Origin of the sequence: Pseudoclavibacter sp. RFBJ3, from assembly GCF_002931375.1 — a bacterium.
GTDB lineage: Bacteria > Actinomycetota > Actinomycetes > Actinomycetales > Microbacteriaceae > Pseudoclavibacter.
Genome location: NZ_PSXZ01000001.1, coordinates 430,835 through 445,146 on the forward strand (window position 1 = coordinate 430,835; position 14,312 = coordinate 445,146).

At 68.8% G+C, this 14,312-nt stretch carries 16 protein-coding genes; 11 read left to right on the top strand and 5 right to left on the bottom strand.

What is annotated here, in order from left to right:
* Positions 1–94: 94 nt before the first annotated feature.
* The 7 genes from C5E07_RS02010 (at position 95) to C5E07_RS02045 (ending at position 6,496) form a co-directional block, all read left to right on the top strand.
* Complete coding sequence (locus C5E07_RS02010) at positions 95–1,579, top strand: phosphatase PAP2 family protein (protein ID WP_219820087.1); 1,485 nt, start codon at positions 95–97, stop codon at positions 1,577–1,579.
* Positions 1,580–1,741: 162 nt separating this feature from the next.
* On the top strand, positions 1,742–2,845 hold the full coding sequence (locus C5E07_RS19355) for a hypothetical protein (RefSeq protein WP_181057719.1): 1,104 nt from the start codon (positions 1,742–1,744) through the stop codon (positions 2,843–2,845).
* A gap of 152 nt (positions 2,846–2,997) precedes the next feature.
* Positions 2,998–3,360 (top strand): hypothetical protein, encoded by a 363-nt coding sequence (locus tag C5E07_RS02025; protein ID WP_219820088.1) that lies wholly within the window; start codon positions 2,998–3,000, stop codon positions 3,358–3,360.
* Between the two features lie 102 nt (positions 3,361–3,462).
* Positions 3,463–3,849, top strand: a complete 387-nt coding sequence (locus C5E07_RS02030; protein ID WP_104298218.1) for a VOC family protein — start codon at positions 3,463–3,465, stop codon at positions 3,847–3,849.
* Between the two features lie 7 nt (positions 3,850–3,856).
* Positions 3,857–4,384, top strand: coding sequence for a DUF3995 domain-containing protein (locus C5E07_RS02035; RefSeq protein WP_258063744.1), 528 nt, complete (start codon positions 3,857–3,859; stop codon positions 4,382–4,384).
* 10 nt (positions 4,385–4,394) lie between these two features.
* On the top strand, positions 4,395–5,114 hold the full coding sequence (locus C5E07_RS02040; RefSeq protein ID WP_104298219.1) for a response regulator transcription factor: 720 nt from the start codon (positions 4,395–4,397) through the stop codon (positions 5,112–5,114).
* Positions 5,114–6,496 carry a HAMP domain-containing sensor histidine kinase gene (locus tag C5E07_RS02045; protein ID WP_104298220.1) on the top strand — a complete coding sequence of 461 codons (1,383 nt, stop codon included), beginning with the start codon at positions 5,114–5,116 and terminating at the stop codon, positions 6,494–6,496. The genes C5E07_RS02040 and C5E07_RS02045 overlap by 1 nt, the downstream gene beginning before the upstream one ends.
* A 16-nt stretch (positions 6,497–6,512) precedes the next feature.
* On the opposite strand, the gene C5E07_RS02050 is transcribed toward C5E07_RS02045, so the two are convergent.
* Genes C5E07_RS02050 through C5E07_RS02060 form a run of 3 tightly spaced genes read right to left on the bottom strand, consistent with a single transcriptional unit; the run spans position 6,513 to position 8,048 of the window.
* Positions 6,513–6,770, bottom strand: coding sequence for a type II toxin-antitoxin system RelE/ParE family toxin (locus C5E07_RS02050; protein WP_104298221.1), 258 nt, complete (start codon positions 6,768–6,770; stop codon positions 6,513–6,515).
* The gene (locus C5E07_RS02055) at positions 6,767–7,030 is read right to left on the bottom strand and encodes a type II toxin-antitoxin system Phd/YefM family antitoxin (protein ID WP_104298222.1); all 264 of its coding nucleotides are present in this window, start codon (positions 7,028–7,030) and stop codon (positions 6,767–6,769) included. The genes C5E07_RS02050 and C5E07_RS02055 overlap by 4 nt, the downstream gene beginning before the upstream one ends.
* A 55-nt stretch (positions 7,031–7,085) precedes the next feature.
* Positions 7,086–8,048, bottom strand: a complete 963-nt coding sequence (locus tag C5E07_RS02060; protein WP_146080469.1) for a TAXI family TRAP transporter solute-binding subunit — start codon at positions 8,046–8,048, stop codon at positions 7,086–7,088.
* A 151-nt stretch (positions 8,049–8,199) separates the two neighbouring features.
* On the opposite strand from C5E07_RS02060, the gene dctA reads away from it, so the two are divergent.
* Positions 8,200–9,759, top strand: coding sequence for a C4-dicarboxylate transporter DctA (gene dctA, locus C5E07_RS02065; RefSeq protein WP_104298224.1), 1,560 nt, complete (start codon positions 8,200–8,202; stop codon positions 9,757–9,759).
* 419 nt (positions 9,760–10,178) lie between these two features.
* Here dctA and C5E07_RS02070 read toward each other — a convergent pair whose 3' ends face one another.
* Positions 10,179–10,961: an IclR family transcriptional regulator gene (locus tag C5E07_RS02070; RefSeq protein WP_104298225.1), complete on the bottom strand. Its 783-nt coding sequence runs from the start codon at positions 10,959–10,961 to the stop codon at positions 10,179–10,181.
* Positions 10,962–10,987: 26 nt separating this feature from the next.
* Positions 10,988–11,821, bottom strand: coding sequence for a 5-dehydro-4-deoxy-D-glucuronate isomerase (gene kduI, locus C5E07_RS02075; protein ID WP_104240313.1), 834 nt, complete (start codon positions 11,819–11,821; stop codon positions 10,988–10,990).
* A 96-nt stretch (positions 11,822–11,917) separates the two neighbouring features.
* Here kduI and C5E07_RS02080 point away from each other — a divergent pair, with 96 nt between their 5' ends.
* From C5E07_RS02080 to C5E07_RS02090, 3 genes are read left to right on the top strand one after another with little or no spacing between them, the layout of a single operon-like run.
* On the top strand, positions 11,918–12,667 hold the full coding sequence (locus C5E07_RS02080) for an SDR family oxidoreductase (protein WP_104298226.1): 750 nt from the start codon (positions 11,918–11,920) through the stop codon (positions 12,665–12,667).
* Complete coding sequence (locus C5E07_RS02085) at positions 12,664–13,305, top strand: bifunctional 4-hydroxy-2-oxoglutarate aldolase/2-dehydro-3-deoxy-phosphogluconate aldolase (protein ID WP_219820089.1); 642 nt, start codon at positions 12,664–12,666, stop codon at positions 13,303–13,305. Before C5E07_RS02080 ends, C5E07_RS02085 begins: the two co-directional genes overlap by 4 nt.
* Positions 13,302–14,249: a sugar kinase gene (locus tag C5E07_RS02090; protein WP_104298228.1), complete on the top strand. Its 948-nt coding sequence runs from the start codon at positions 13,302–13,304 to the stop codon at positions 14,247–14,249. Before C5E07_RS02085 ends, C5E07_RS02090 begins: the two co-directional genes overlap by 4 nt.
* Positions 14,250–14,312: the final 63 nt, after the last annotated feature.

Here is a 14,312-nt window from a genome sequence, read left to right on the forward strand (position 1 = left end):
CGTTCACTAGCCGGTCACCTAGTGGACATCGGCTGATTTCCCCGGGCCTCTACGCTCGCCGGGTTCATCCCCCGACCGTTAGGCCGAACCCCGCATGCGCATCACGACGTCTCGACGACGCCTCGCTTCCACCATCGCTGTGACGACCGGGCTGGGGGTGCTCCTCTCCGGCTTCGGCGCGGGGGCAGCATCCGCCGCCGAGCCGTTCACCGACGACCAGCTCGCCTACGACTACCCGTCGAACGCCGAGTACGACTACGTGCCGATCATGGACCAGTTCTCCTGGCTCGTCACCGACCGCGCCGACATCATCGCGCTCAACGACAGCCAGACCGTCGACATCAACACCTCGGCCACCCCCGAGCAGGTCGAGCGCGCGATCGTCGACCAGTACGACGACATGTCGGTCTCCATGGCCGACGGCCTCGGCGAGAACCTCGGTGCGATCTACACCGAGGCGCGCCTCGCGGGCGAGCTCCCGAAGATCGACGCGCTCCTCGCGAAGAGCGGCGGCCTCGTCGGGTACTACTCCTCGTCGAACCCGTCGAAGAACTACTTCGACTACGACCGCCCCTACATCCGCTTCCCCGAGCTGCTCCAGTACCGCGACAAGGAGGGCGGCGACGCCTGGGACTCCACGAGCGGCGCCTACCCCAGCGGTCACACCTCGCAGGCGTACTGGCAGGGCACGTCGCTCTCGATGATGCTGCCAGAGCTCGCCCCGCAGATCCTCGCGCGCACCTCCGAAGCCGGGAACAACCGCATCGTCATGGCAGCGCACTACCCGCTCGACGTGATGAGCGGACGCATGATGGGACAGCACATCGTCGAGCGCCGCATGAGCGACCCCGCGTTCCGCGAGCTCTTCGCCGAGGCCGAGGCCGAGCTGCGCGGCGTGCTCGAGGCCGGATGCGGCGCCGCCCTCGCCGACTGCATCGAGGCCGACACCCCGTACCTCTCCGACGGCGACGCCCTTGCCCTCTACGAGCAGCGCATGTCCTACGCCTTCCCGCAGATCGCGCCCGCCGGGGAAGCCGTGACGATCCCCGCGAACGCCGAGTCACTGCTCATCACGAGCCACCCCGACCTCACGCCCGAGCAGCGCCGCCAGGTGCTCGAGCTCACCGCGCTCGACTCCGGCTACCCGCTCGATGAGGGCGCAGAAGGCAGCTGGCAGCGCCTCAACCTGGCCGCCGCCATGGCAGCTCAGGTCGAGGTCGACGCCGACGGGAACATCAGCCTCATCGACGCCGGAGCCGAGCAGCCCGAGCCCAGTACGCCGGGCACCGCCGAGCCCACCGTGACCCCAGCCCCGACGGTGGCGCCCACCGCCACCACGGAGCCCACCGCGTCCGCGACTGCGGCGCCTACCGCGTCGGCGACGACCACGCCCCCCGCCTCCGCCACGTCGACGACCGCACCGGTCGCTGGCGGCGGCAACGCCGACAACGGCTCGGACGCGCTCGCGACAACCGGCGCCGAGAACGTCGGCGCTGGCATCCTCGCCGCATTCGCGCTGCTCGCGACCGGTCTGACCGCACTCGTCGTGCGGAAGCGCTCCGCGAAGACGAACAGCTAGCAGACGGCGAGAACACGAGGCCCGCAGGCCCGCCGCGCCCGGAGCATCCACCAGCTGTCGGGGCGGCAGGCCTGCGGGCTTCGTGTTTGTTGACCTCATCATGAGTCACGTTCGGATAAATCATTGGTTCCGTTGCCAGCGGAATCGGGCTATTATCTGAACATGGATACCGAGGTCATGGGCATGCGGGCACCGCACGCAGCTGAACAGCTGGTCGGTATCGCCAGTTCGCTGATCAGTGACCGTCTCCCCGCGAGCTGGGGCGTCACCCAGGACACGCAGACGACATCTCCTGATTCATGGGTGGATGGATCTTTGCTCTTGCGCGCGCCCGACGCCACCGAGGTGCGTGTGCTCGTGGAAGTGAAGAGGGCGCTCAACATGAGGGATGTGTCTCTCCTGACTGCGCAACTCGATACGCACCTCGAGAGTTTTCCGAAAGCTATCGGTATGGTCGCGGCCAACTACCTCTCGAAGTCAGTTCGCGATCGTCTAGCGTCGGCTGGCTACTCCTATGTGGACGCTACGGGGAACCTCCTGCTGAACTCAAGGGAGCCGCTTGTCTACATTTCAGACCGTGGGGCGGACAAAGATCCGTGGCGGGGTCCCGGGCGGCCTCGAGGAACGCTCAAGGGCGCTCCAGCTGCCAATGTGGTGCGGGCGCTTCTCGACTTTTCTGGCCCCTGGAGAGCGCGCGACCTCGTGCAGGTATCCGCCACCTCGACGGGGTCGGTCTATCGTGTCGTCGAATTCCTCCAAGAGCAGGAGCTGGCAACGCGAGACGCCGCTGGGATTATCACGGTTCCCGATTGGGCAGCTCTCCTCCGCCGTTGGAGTGATGACTACCAGTTCCAAGGCACGAACAACGTTTCGCAATGGATTGCGCCACGTGGTCTCGACTCCTTCCTCGACCGAGTGCGAGGTCGCGGCCGGAGCGACTACGCCATTACAGGTTCGGTCGCCGCGGCCACCTGGGCCCCGTACGCGCCGGCCCGAACCGCCATGGTCTACTGCGCGCACCCGGAGGAGGCCGCCAGCGAGTGGGGGCTGAGGGCCACGGACCGCGGCGCGAACGTTCTCCTCGCCGCCCCAAACTTCGACGTTGCCCTCCAGCGATCCGTGGAGACAGACGGTGGTCTTCTCATGGCAGCGCCCACACAAGTTGCCGTCGACCTCATGACGGGGCCCGGGCGATCACCGTCAGAAGCCGAAGAACTCGTGAAATGGATGGAGCGCAATGAAGACACCTGGCGAACCGAGCGTTGACCTCCTTGTTCGCGCCCGCTCCGTGCTTCTGGATGCGCTCGAAGCGCTGCGCGAGCACCACGATTCCGTCATCGTCATCGGGGCACAAGCGGTCTACTTGCGCACCGGCGGTCTCGACGTCGCGCTTGCCGAGTCCACGAAAGATAGCGACGTTGTCATCGACCCGCGAGGTCTGGAACCTGATCCGCGTCTCGAAGCTGCATAAGATCGCAGAGCGCGTCAACAAACCGGATCGTTTGAACGACAAGGACGCCCACGACAGCTACAGGATTCTCCGGGCAGTGGGCACTGCCGAGCTGGCTGCGTCGATCAACAATCTCCTCGCTGATGACCTGACCAGGGAAGTCACGCGAAAAGCGCTCGACCACTTGGAAGAGCTCTTTGCATCAAGTTCGGATGCTCTCGGATCCGTGATGGCTGGCCGTGCTGAAGAAGGCGTGGGAGAGCCTGAGCAGGTTTCGGTCGCCGTCTCGCTTCTGGCCGAAGATCTGCTCGAAGCACTTGGGAAGAGGTAGACGTTCGCGCCAACGCAGAGCGGCCCCGTCCGCCCCACCGAACTTCCTGCGCATCCACCCCAACCACTGGCGTCGTCGTTCACCTCGCGGTGGACTTGACCCATGGCAAAGACAACACGCGTGCTCAGCGTCTCGGTTCCCGTCTCCGACGTGGACGCGGCGCTCGCCTTCTACACGGACGTGCTCGGCTGCGAGCTCGTCATGGACGTCGAAGCATGGCCAGGCGCCCGCTACGTCGAGGTGCTCCCGCCTGGCTCGAGCGTCGGCATCGTCCTGCTCCCGCACGACAGCGAGATCCCCATCGCCGTGCGCCTCGGCACCACCGACGCGCAGGAGGCACACGACCGGATCAAGGCCAGCGGCGTCGAGCTCCACAACGCCGAAGTGCTGCGCTGGGAGAGCGTTGCACCCATGTTCTCGTTCGAAGACCCAGACGGCAACGGGCTCGTCTACCTGGAGGACCAGGCCGGCCAGACAACGGGGGAGTAGGGGCTGGATGCGCGAAGACACCCGCACTCGCCACTCGCGCAGCGCCGCGCGCATGCTCGTGCTGGCTGCGGCCGCGATCGGCGTCGTGCACGCCGCCTTCAGCGCCTACTGGGCGCTCGGCGGAACCTGGCTGCTGTCGACCATCGGGGCGATCGCCGTCGAGTTCTCGAGGCGAGAACCGCTGGAGTCGGGCCTCCTGCTCGGAGCCGTCGCGCTGGCCAAGCTGCTCGCCGCGCTCATCCCGGTCGCACTCGACGCGCAGCGGATGCCCTGGCCGCGAGTCTGGCGCGCCATCTGCTGGGTGGGCGGCCCCGGCATCGTGCTCTACGGGCTCGTCAACATCGTCGCCAGCGGCGCCGTGCTGCTCGGGGTACTCGTGCCCGAAGGCGGCTACGACCGGGATGCCATGATCGGGCACGCCCTCCTCTGGGACCCGCTCTTCCTCCTCTGGGGGCTCGCCCTCACCGGCTGGCTCTGGCTCACGAGGCCAGTGGCCCGGAGAGTGCCACCGACCCCCGAGGGACGCGTCAAATAAACTCGGTCCCATGCGCGTGCTGCTCTGCGAAGACGACGACCAGTTGGCAAGGGGGCTGAGCCGCGCTCTCAAGCACGCCGGACACCGCGTCACGCGGGCCGCCGACGTCGCCGAAGCCCTCGCCTGCATCCGCGACGAAGTGCCCGAGCTGGCACTCGTCGACATGTCCCTCCCCGACGGGCCCGGCACGCAGATCATCGCAAAGCTGCGCCAGCATCCGGCCATCGGCATCATCGTCGTCAGCGCGCACGGCCGCGAGCAGGACCGCATCGCGGGGCTCCGCGCCGGCGCCGACGACTACGTCACCAAGCCCTTCAGCGTCGCCGAGCTGCTCGTCCGCATCGAAGGCCTCGCCCGGCGCACCCGCGAGATGCGCCGCTCCACGAGCATCCCCGAGTCTTCCGTCATCGAAGTCGGGATGCTGCGCCTCGACACCGAGACGCGCACCGCGACCATCACCCCAGACGACGGCGCCACCCCCACCGCTCAGGCGCTCACGCAGAAGGAGTTCGAGATCCTCCGGCTCCTCGCGGCGCGGGCAGGACAGCCGGTGACGCGCGAGGACCTCCTCGACCGCGTCTGGGAGAGCAGCGTCGAGACCGGCACCCGCTCGCTCGACACCCACATGGCCACACTGCGCAGCAAGCTCGGCGACACCGTCACCATCACCACCCTCCGCGGCGTCGGCTACAGCCTGACGGCACCCGCCAACCCGGACGGGCCCACCTGATGCACCGGCGACTCGTGCTGTGCGCCGTCCCGCTGCTCGTGCTGCTGCTCATCATGATCGCCGTGCCCACCGCCGTCACGATCGCCGACCGCCACTCGGCGGAGCTCACCAACGACCGCCTCAACGATGCCGCCCGCTTCTCGACCGCCGCCTACACGGCCATCGGCACCGATCCCGTCCGCCTCCAGGCCGAGCTCGACGACTACGCCGAGCTCTTCGACACCCCCACCTGGCTCCTCAACCGCGACGGGCAGATCATCCACTCGGCAGGCCTGCCCTACGCGGTCGACGACGCAGATCTCGCGCTCGTCGACGCCGCGCTCTCCGGGCAATCGCCCGACATCACCACCACCGTCTGGCCGTGGGGGCCCGAGCGGCTCACGATCGTCGCCCCCGTCGGCCGCGACTCGCAGGTCGTCGGCGCCCTCGTCTTCGACGTGCCCACCGAAACGGCCCGCGCCACGATCCTGACCGAATGGCTCATCCTCGCCGCAGGGCTGCTCGTTCCGGGCGCCGTCGCCTTCTGGCTGCTCTGGCCCATGTCTCGGTGGATCCTCCGCCCCGTGCAAGAACTCGAACGCTCCGTCGACGCCGTCGCGCGCGGCGACCTCGACGCGAAGGCCGGCACCGACGCGGGCCCGAGCGAACTGCGGCTCCTCGCCTCCACCTTCAACTCCATGGTCGGCACCGTCTCCGCGACCGTCACGAGGCAGCAGGAGTTCGTGTCGGATGCGTCGCACCAGCTGCGCACGCCCCTCGCCTCCACGCGCATCTCGGTCGAGAACCTCGAGCCGTACCTCCGCGACGACGTCGAAGCCCGAGAGGTGCACGCCGAAGCCATCGAGACCATCGACCGCATGACCGGCACCGTCGCGGGACTGCTCGACGCGACCCAGTTCCAGAGCCGGCCGCCGCGCATCTCGGCGATCGGCGACGCGCTCGCCGGGGCGGCGTTCCGGTGGGCAGAAGCCGGCGCACGAGCGGGCATCGCCGTGCAGACCGTGCACCTCCAGGGGGAGACGCTGGAAGTGCAGGAGCCGGCCGGCGGCCTCGACGCCGTCGTGAGCGAGCTCGTCACCAACGCCATCAAGCTCTCCGGCGGCACCGAGGTGCGTGTCGCTGGCAGGCCGGACATCGGCTCGCGCAGCTACGTGGTCACGGTCGACGACAACGGCATCGGGCTCGCACCTGACGACCGCGAGCATGCCACGCAGCGCTTCTGGCGCTCACCCCGCACCAGCAACCTGCCGGGAACCGGCCTCGGCCTGAGCATCGTCGCGCAAGCCCTGCGAGATATCGGGGGCGGGCTGACGCTCGCGGATGCGCCCGGCGGCGGCCTCCGCGTCGAAGCCGCGGTGCCCCTGGCGGAATCTCAGTCCTAGCCGAGCGGAGCATCTGCTAGCGATAGACCTCGCGACGGTGCGCGGCACGCACGATCGTGATGACGAGTTCCTCGTCGTAGATGTCGTAGATGACGCGGTAGTCGCCGATGCGAAGTCGCCACGCGGTCTCCTCGCCCACCAGCTTGCGAGCCCCTTGCGGGCGTGGTGTTTCCGACAGCGACTGGATCGCATCCAGCACGCGCAGTTGGACTGGGCGAGTCAGTTTGCGGACCTGTTTTGCGGCGGCCGAGGTGAACTCGACGCGGTAGGTCACGCGCCGAGCTCACCGCGAAGCTCATCGAGGGAAACCCGGTCGCCATCATCTGCCGCTTTCGCATGGCGATACGACTCAACATCGCGATGCATCTCGAACGACTCCAGAGCTTCGAGGTCCGCGACGCTGATGACGACTGCGGCGAGCTTGCCGTTCCGAGTCACTCCCACCCGTTCACCGGCATACATGGCCCGACCGAGCACGTCGGAGAGCTGCTTGCGAAGTTCTCGGGTGCTGATCTCACGCGTTACAGAGTCCATGTGTCAAGAGTAGACGTTGTGTACACAGTTGTCACCGGTTGCTGGCGAGTGGCCCCTATGGCTTGTTCGCCGTGAACCAGCCGGCGGCCCCGGGATGCAGCGCGATGGGAGTCGTCCCCGCGCCCGTCCGAGGGTTGATCTGTCCCGCCTCAGGGCGCACGTGCGACAACGCATCCGAGTTCTCGAACAGACAGGCGGTGAGGAACTCGGCCAGCGAATCCGCCATGCCAGGCCTCACCGCGAGCACCGTCGGCACCGCGAGCGTCGTCGCCGCCTGCAGGCCCTCGTACATCGTCGACGGGATCGTGACCGGGAAGTACACGAGCGAGAAGCGGTCGATGAGATGCTCCGCGTTCGCGCCGACGTCGATGAAGCGCACCCGCTGCCCGGCGCCGATCTCGCTGATCGCAGGGGTGGGCATGCCCGTGAGGCTCGCCGCCGCCTCGACCGCGCCGCCCGCGAGCGCCGCCACGGAATCGGCCTGCGAAAGGCTCACGTAGTCCGCCTCGACGCCCAACTCGTCCAGGATCGCCGACGTCGTGAAGCGGGTGCCAGACAGCTCGAGTCCCCCCGCGATGGTCTTGCCATGCAGGCCCCGCAGGTCGGTGATGTCCGAGTCCTCCGGAACCACGAGGTGCAGCACCGAATCGAAGACACGCGCAAGCGCTACGATCTCGCCCTCGAACTCCGCAGCGACATCGACGTTGATGAGCGCCGCATCCACCTCGCCTGAGCTCAGCAGCTGCGCGTTCTCGAGCGATGATGCGGTGTCGCGCACCAGCATCTCGCCGGCCGGCCACGAGGCATTCACCGCGTCGGCGTAGGCCGCCCCGATCTCCCGGAACACCGCCCCCTCTGGGCCGGTCGCGAGCGTCAGCACCTGCCCGGAAGGCTTCGGCGAGGCGCACGCCGCGAGCGCAAGCGAAGACAGCGTGGCTGCCGCGCCTCCCAGGAGCGCTCGCCGCGTGAGGCCGCCTGCTGGCAGCTCAACGGACGACATCCACGGTGCAAACGCCACGGTTCGAGCCTAACAAGCGGGCATCCGCGACCGAATGTCAAGAACACCTTAAGGATGCGCCGAGCCCCTGGGCTCCTGGCTTGTGGGCGCCCACCCTTGGACGACGAGCCGTCACCGATGACGCACACGCTGGAGTTCAAAGGAGAACACCGTGACACACGACTCGAGCCCCGACAAGGGCAAAGCGGTCAAGACCACCCCGAGCTCACCAGGCCGGGCAGCAGGCAGCACCCCTCCCGTCAAGAAGAAGAAGCCGTTCTGGCACCACCTCTACGTGTGGGTGCTGGTCGGCATCGCGCTCGGCGTCGCCGTCGGCCTGATCTTCCCGGCCTTCGCCTCCGAGCTGCGCTGGCTCGCGACGCTCTTCATCAACCTGGTCAAGGTCGTCATCGCGCCGACCATCTTCGCGACCGTCGTCGTCGGCATCGCTGGCCTCGGCAACCTCGCGAAAGCGGGCGGCCTCGCCCTGCGCACCGCCGTCTACTTCAACATCACCACCGTCGTCGCCCTGGGCCTCGGCCTCATCGCCATCAACGTGTTCCAGCCGGGCGCCGGCCTGAACTACGACGTCGCGAGCTTCGACGGATCGGCCGCCGACGCCACCATCGCCGACGCGGGCGACGCCGGGGGAGAGGGCCTGCCCGGCTTCATCCTCGGCCTCATCCCCACCTCGTTCATGTCGGCGTTCGTCGATGGCCAGCTCCTCCAGGTGCTGCTGCTCGCCATCCTGACCGCCATCGCGATCGCCATGCTCGGCAAGCGTGGCGAGAAGGTCGTGCGCGCCATGGACTCGCTCGCGAAGGTCATGTTCGGCATCATCAAGATCGTCATGTGGGTCGCCCCCATCGGGGCCTTCGGCGGCATCGCCTTCACGATCGGCAAGCACGGCGCCGAGATCCTCGGCAACCTCGCCTTCTTCATGGGCTCCTTCTGGCTCACCTGCCTCATCTTCGTCTTCCTGGTGCTCGGCCCCATCTGCCACTGGGCTGGCTTCAGCATCTTCAAGTACCTCCGCTACATCAAGGACGAGCTGCTCATCGTGCTCGGCACCTCCTCCTCCGAGACGGTGCTGCCGCGCATGATGACGAAGCTCGAGGCGGCCGGCGTGCCCAAGCACGTCGTCGGCCTCACCATCCCGACCGGCTACTCGTTCAACCTCGACGGCACCGCCATCTACATGTCCATGGGCGCCATCTTCATCGCGCAGGCGTTCGGAGTGGACGTGCCCATCGGCACCCAGATCGCACTCCTCGCGTTCATGCTCATCTCCTCGAACGGAGCAGCGGGCGTCTCCGGCGCGGGACTCGTGACCCTCGCCGCATCCATCGCCGCGTTCGACCACATCATCCCCATGGTGGGGCTCGCGCTCATCGTCGGCATCGACCGCTTCATGTCAGAGGGCCGCGCCCTCACGAACCTGACGGGCAATGGCATCGGCACACTCGTCATCGCCCGCTGGACGAAGGTGCTCGACCGCGATCGACTGCAGGAAGTGCTCGACAACCCCAACGACGTCGACGTCGAGCACCTCATGAGCCTCGATGGCGAGGAGGACGCCGAAGCTCGCGCCGAGGGGGAGAGCAACCTGGAGCTGGCATCCGACAGCATCGACCGCAAGACGGGGTTCGCGGTGGACGGGCCGGCTACGGACTCAGCTGAGGGGGCCTCGGACCGCAGGAGCTCCTCCAGCGAGTCGAACGCCCGCGGCTGACCGGACACCGGCAGGGGCCCGCGGCGTCGATGTGACGCCCCGGGCCCCTTTCGCCGGCGCGCCGTCGCGCCGCCGCCGCCACCTTCTCCGCCGCCGCTGACCAACTTCAGTGCTGATCCGGCCGCTTTCTGCCCGAACTGGCGCGAAACGGCCGTCTGAGCACTGAAGTTGGTCAGCGGTTCCGGTTGGGGCGACGGTGTGAGGCTTCGCCACTTCGCCACTTCGCCACTTCGCCGCCTCGGCCACCACCTCGGCCGCCACTACCGCCGCCACCTCTGACCAACTTCAGTGCTGATTCGGCCGGTTTTGGCCTGGAGCGGCGGGAAACGGCCGTCTGAGCACTGAAGTTGGTCAGGCAGCAGCGGCGGGTGTCTCCGAGAGTCGGCGGCTCGGCGCTACGCCCCTACGCCCCTGCGCCCCTACGCCCCTACGCCGCGGGGGGCGCCGAGCTCGCGGGAGATGCGGTCGGCTGCGGCGATCGCGGCAGGCGCGAGGGCTTCGATGCTGAGGCCCGGGTACTCGAGCTCGATCGAGGACACCGAGAGGCCGTGCGTCACGGCGCCGGTGTGGTCGCGGATGGGTGCCGAGACGCACACGGTGCCCGTCTCGTTCTCGCCCAGGTCCGTCGAGTAGCCGCGCTCGCGGACGCGGGCGAGCTCCTCGTGCAGCAGGCCGAGGTCGGTGATCGTGAGGTCGGTGCGCCGGGGCAGGCCGACGCGTTCGGCAAGCGCATCCACTCGCTCGGGCGCCCAGTCGGCGAGAACGACCTTGCCCATGCCGGAGCTGTGCAGGGGCACGCCGAGGCCGACGCGCGAGCGCATGCGGTACGGCTTCGCCGAGTCGCGGCGGATGAGGTAGACCATCTCGCTCTCCGTCGCGACGCCCACGTGGATGGTGCAGTCGACGGAGGCGGCGAGCTCGTCGACGATGGGGCCCGCGACCTGCGAGATGTCGACGCTCGCGAGCGCCCGGCCCGCGAGGGCGAGCAGGTTGGGCCCGGCCCGGTAGCCCTGCTCGGAGTTGCCCCCGAGGTAGTGCTGCGCGACGAGGGTGCCCAGGATGCGGTGGACGGTGGCCTTCGCGAGTCCGGCTTCGGCGACGATGTCCGTGAAGCGCGGATGCGCGAGGGCCGCCGCGAGCACAAGCAGCGTCTTCTCGCTTGCGCCCGCGGGCGGGGTCGGCGACTGGCCTGCGTCGTCCATCCTGACCACCCTCGTTGTTGGAGTCGTCACCGCATCGCGGTGATCGGGACAGAGTCCATGTCGTCGAACGACTGGTTCTCGCCGGCCATCGCCCACACGAACGAGTAGCTGGAAGATCCTACTCCCGAGTGCAGCGACCAGCTCGGGGAGAGCACGACGTCGCCGTTCGCGACCATGAGGTGGCGCGTCTCCTTGGGGTCGCCCATGAGGTGCACGACCCGCTGGTCCTCTTCGAGGTCGAAGTAGTGGTACACCTCGGTGCGACGGTCGTGGGTGTGCGCCGGCATGGTGTTCCACATGCTGCCGGCGTGGAGGCTCGTGACGCCCATGACGATCTGGCAGCTCTTGACGCCGTTCTCGTGGATGCACTGGCGCAGCGTGCGGCGGTTCGACGTGACCTGGTCGCCGAGCTCGCGGATCGTGCCCTCTTCCGGGGTGACGAGGGTGTTCGGGTAGGCCGTGTGCGCGGGGGCGCTGAAGCCGTAGAACTTGGCGGGGTCGGCGGCGTCGTTGCTCTCGAAGGTGACGTCGACGGTGCCGCGGCCGAGGTAGAGCACGGCGGTCTTCGCGAGCTCGTAGCGCTCGCCGTCGGCGACGACGGCGCCGGCGCCGCCCGTGTTGACGATGCCGAGCTCGCGGCGGTCGAGGAAGTTCTCGCTGCGCAGCTCGTCGACGGTCTGGAGCGTGAGGGGGCTGTCGGTGGGGACGGCGCCGACGGTGACGACGCGGTCGAAGTGCGTCGCGACGACGCGGATCTCGCCTGGCGTGAGGAGCTGCTCGACGAGGTAGCGGTCACGGAGTGCCTGCTGGTCGAGGGTGGGGATGTCTTCCGGGCGACCCGGGCGGTACTGCTGGGACAAGGGAGTTCCTCTCGTTATTCGTTCGTGGCACGTCTATAGTAGGTGAATGAAACCGAGTTCCGCCAGGTGGACCTGGCCTCACGCGAAAGGGTCGCTATGACCAGCTTCGACCTCACTGGAAAGACCGCGGTCGTCACCGGCGCCCGCCGCGGCATCGGCCTCGGCATCGCCACGGCACTCGCTGAGGCGGGGGCGGACATCATCGCCGCGTCCTCCCAGCAGGAAGCCGACGGCGGCGAAGTCGGGGCGCGTGTCCGCTCGCTCGGCCGCAGCTTCGAGGGCCACGGCGTCGACTTCACCGACCGTGCCGCCGTCGAGCAGTTCGGCGCATCCGTGAAGCACGCCGACATCCTCGTCAACAACGCAGGCACCATCCGCCGCGCGCCCGCCGCCGAGCACTCGCTCGACTGGTGGGACGAGGTCATCCAGGTGAACCTCTCGAGCCAGTTCGTGCTCAGCCAGATCGTCGGCGCGGCAATGGTCGAGCGCGGCAACGGGCGCATCATCTTCACCGCCAGCCTGCTCAGCTTCCAGGGCGGCATCAACGTGCCCGGGTACACGGCGTCGAAGTCGGCCATCGCGGGCCTCGTCCACGCCCTCAGCAACGAGTGGGCATCCCGCGGCGTGACCGTCAACGCGATCGCCCCCGGCTACATCGCGACCGACAACACCGAGGCGCTGCGCGAAGACAGCGACCGCTCGCGGTCCATCCTCGAGCGCATCCCCGCGGGTCGCTGGGGCGAGGCAGAAGACCTCGGCGGTGCCGCCGTGTTCCTCGCGAGCCCGGCCGCTGCCTACGTCACGGGCGTCGTCCTCCCCGTCGACGGCGGATGGCTCGCACGATGAGCGCCCTGTTCGAGGGCCACTCCGTCGTTCCCCTCTCAACGCCGAGCACGCAGGCGCAGGCCGAGGCGCTTGCCGACGGTCTCGTCGCGGGCGGCATCGGCATCGTCGAGATCGCACTGCGCGGCGACGGGGCACTGGATGCGCTGCGCCACATCGCGGGGCGCCCCGACCTCATCGTGGGTGCTGGCACCGTGCTCGACACCGAGCAGGCCAAGCAGGCGCTGGATGCGGGGGCGCAGTTCCTCGTCTCGCCCGGACTGTCGGCGGAGGTCGTCCGAGTCGCGCAGCACGCCGACGTTCCGATCCTCCCGGGAACGCTCACGCCGAGCGACATCACGGCGGCCCGCGACCTCGGGCTGTCGCAGCTCAAGCTCTTCCCGGCCGGCAACTTCGGCGGACTGTCCCTGCTCAGCACGTACGCCTCCGTGTTCCGCGGCATCACGTTCATGCCGAGCGGCGGCATCAGCATCGCCAACCTCGCCGAGCACCTCGAGCATCCGGCGGTCTTCGCCGCGAGCGGAAGCTGGCTCGGCAGCTCGAAGCTGCTCGACGAGGGTGCAGACGCGGTCGCCGAGGCGGCCCGCGCGGCCGCCGACATCGCGACCCGCGTGAGCGCCGCCAAGGTCGGCCGCACGTGAGCGGCATCGTCACGATCGGGGAGGCGCTCGGGCTGGTGATCGCGCGCCGGGCCGGCGGCTTCGACCTGCAGTCCGACGCGGAGATGAGCTTCGGCGGTGCAGAGAGCAACGTCGCGATCGCCGCCGCCAGACTCGGCGTCGAGGCCGCGTGGATCGGCCGGGTCGGCGATGACGCCGTCGGCAGGCGCATCCTCCGGGCACTCAGGGCCGAGCAGGTGCAGCTGCACGAGACGGTCGACGCGGATGCACCGACCGCGATCATGCTCAAGGACCGGCCCCGCCCGGGCCGCAGCCGCGTCACCTACTACCGCGGCGGACTCGCCGGCAGCCGCATCACGCCGGCCGACGTCCCAAGCGAGGCCATCGTGGGCGCCCAGGTCCTGCACGTCACGGGCATCAGCCTCGCCCTCAGCGACAGCGCCGCCGAGACGGTGCTGAGCGCCGTCCGCCTCGCTCGCGAGCACGGCGTGACCGTGTCGTTCGACGTCAACCACCGCAGCAAGCTGTGGTCGGCCGAGGCCGCGGCTCCCCGCTACCGCGAGCTCGCCGCGCTCAGCGACATCGTCTTCGCCGGAGACGACGAGGCCGCCATGCTCGTCGGCGAGGCATCCCCGCTCGAGCAGGCCCGCGCCCTGCAGGCCCTCGGTCCCCGGCAGGCCGTCATCAAGCGCGGCGAGCACGGCGCGTCCGGCGTCGACGGCGACCTCGAGGTCGAGGTGCCGGCCTTCGCGGTCGACGTCGTCGACACGGTCGGCGCCGGCGATGCCTTCGCGGCCGGCTACCTCGTCGAGTTCACGCGTGGGGCGCCCCTCGAGCAGCGCATGCTGACGGCCGCCGCGTGCGGAGCCAGCGCCTGCCGCAGCGACGGCGACTGGGAGTCGCTGCCGAGCTGGGGTGACCTGCGCGAGCTCGTGGACGGCGTCGGCGACGCCGTCCAACGCTGATCCACCCCGGTTCCTCTCAACACCCCCGATGTCAGCGAAGACAGAAGACAGGAGTCTGCTCAC

What these genes read in the sequence shown, in the direction of transcription:
- C5E07_RS02045 (WP_104298220.1), top strand. Translation starts at nt 5,114, where the DNA reads ATGCACCGGCGACTCGTGCTGTGCGCCGTCCCGCTGCTCGTGCTGCTG.
- C5E07_RS02035 (WP_258063744.1), top strand. Translation starts at nt 3,857, where the DNA reads ATGCGCGAAGACACCCGCACTCGCCACTCGCGCAGCGCCGCGCGCATG.
- C5E07_RS02070 (WP_104298225.1), bottom strand. Translation starts at nt 10,961, where the DNA reads ATGGACGACGCAGGCCAGTCGCCGACCCCGCCCGCGGGCGCAAGCGAG.
- C5E07_RS02080 (WP_104298226.1), top strand. Translation starts at nt 11,918, where the DNA reads ATGACCAGCTTCGACCTCACTGGAAAGACCGCGGTCGTCACCGGCGCC.
- C5E07_RS02055 (WP_104298222.1), bottom strand. Translation starts at nt 7,030, where the DNA reads ATGGACTCTGTAACGCGTGAGATCAGCACCCGAGAACTTCGCAAGCAG.
- C5E07_RS02010 (WP_219820087.1), top strand. Translation starts at nt 95, where the DNA reads ATGCGCATCACGACGTCTCGACGACGCCTCGCTTCCACCATCGCTGTG.
- C5E07_RS02040 (WP_104298219.1), top strand. Translation starts at nt 4,395, where the DNA reads ATGCGCGTGCTGCTCTGCGAAGACGACGACCAGTTGGCAAGGGGGCTG.
- C5E07_RS02030 (WP_104298218.1), top strand. Translation starts at nt 3,463, where the DNA reads ATGGCAAAGACAACACGCGTGCTCAGCGTCTCGGTTCCCGTCTCCGAC.
- C5E07_RS02085 (WP_219820089.1), top strand. Translation starts at nt 12,664, where the DNA reads ATGAGCGCCCTGTTCGAGGGCCACTCCGTCGTTCCCCTCTCAACGCCG.
- C5E07_RS19355 (WP_181057719.1), top strand. Translation starts at nt 1,742, where the DNA reads ATGGATACCGAGGTCATGGGCATGCGGGCACCGCACGCAGCTGAACAG.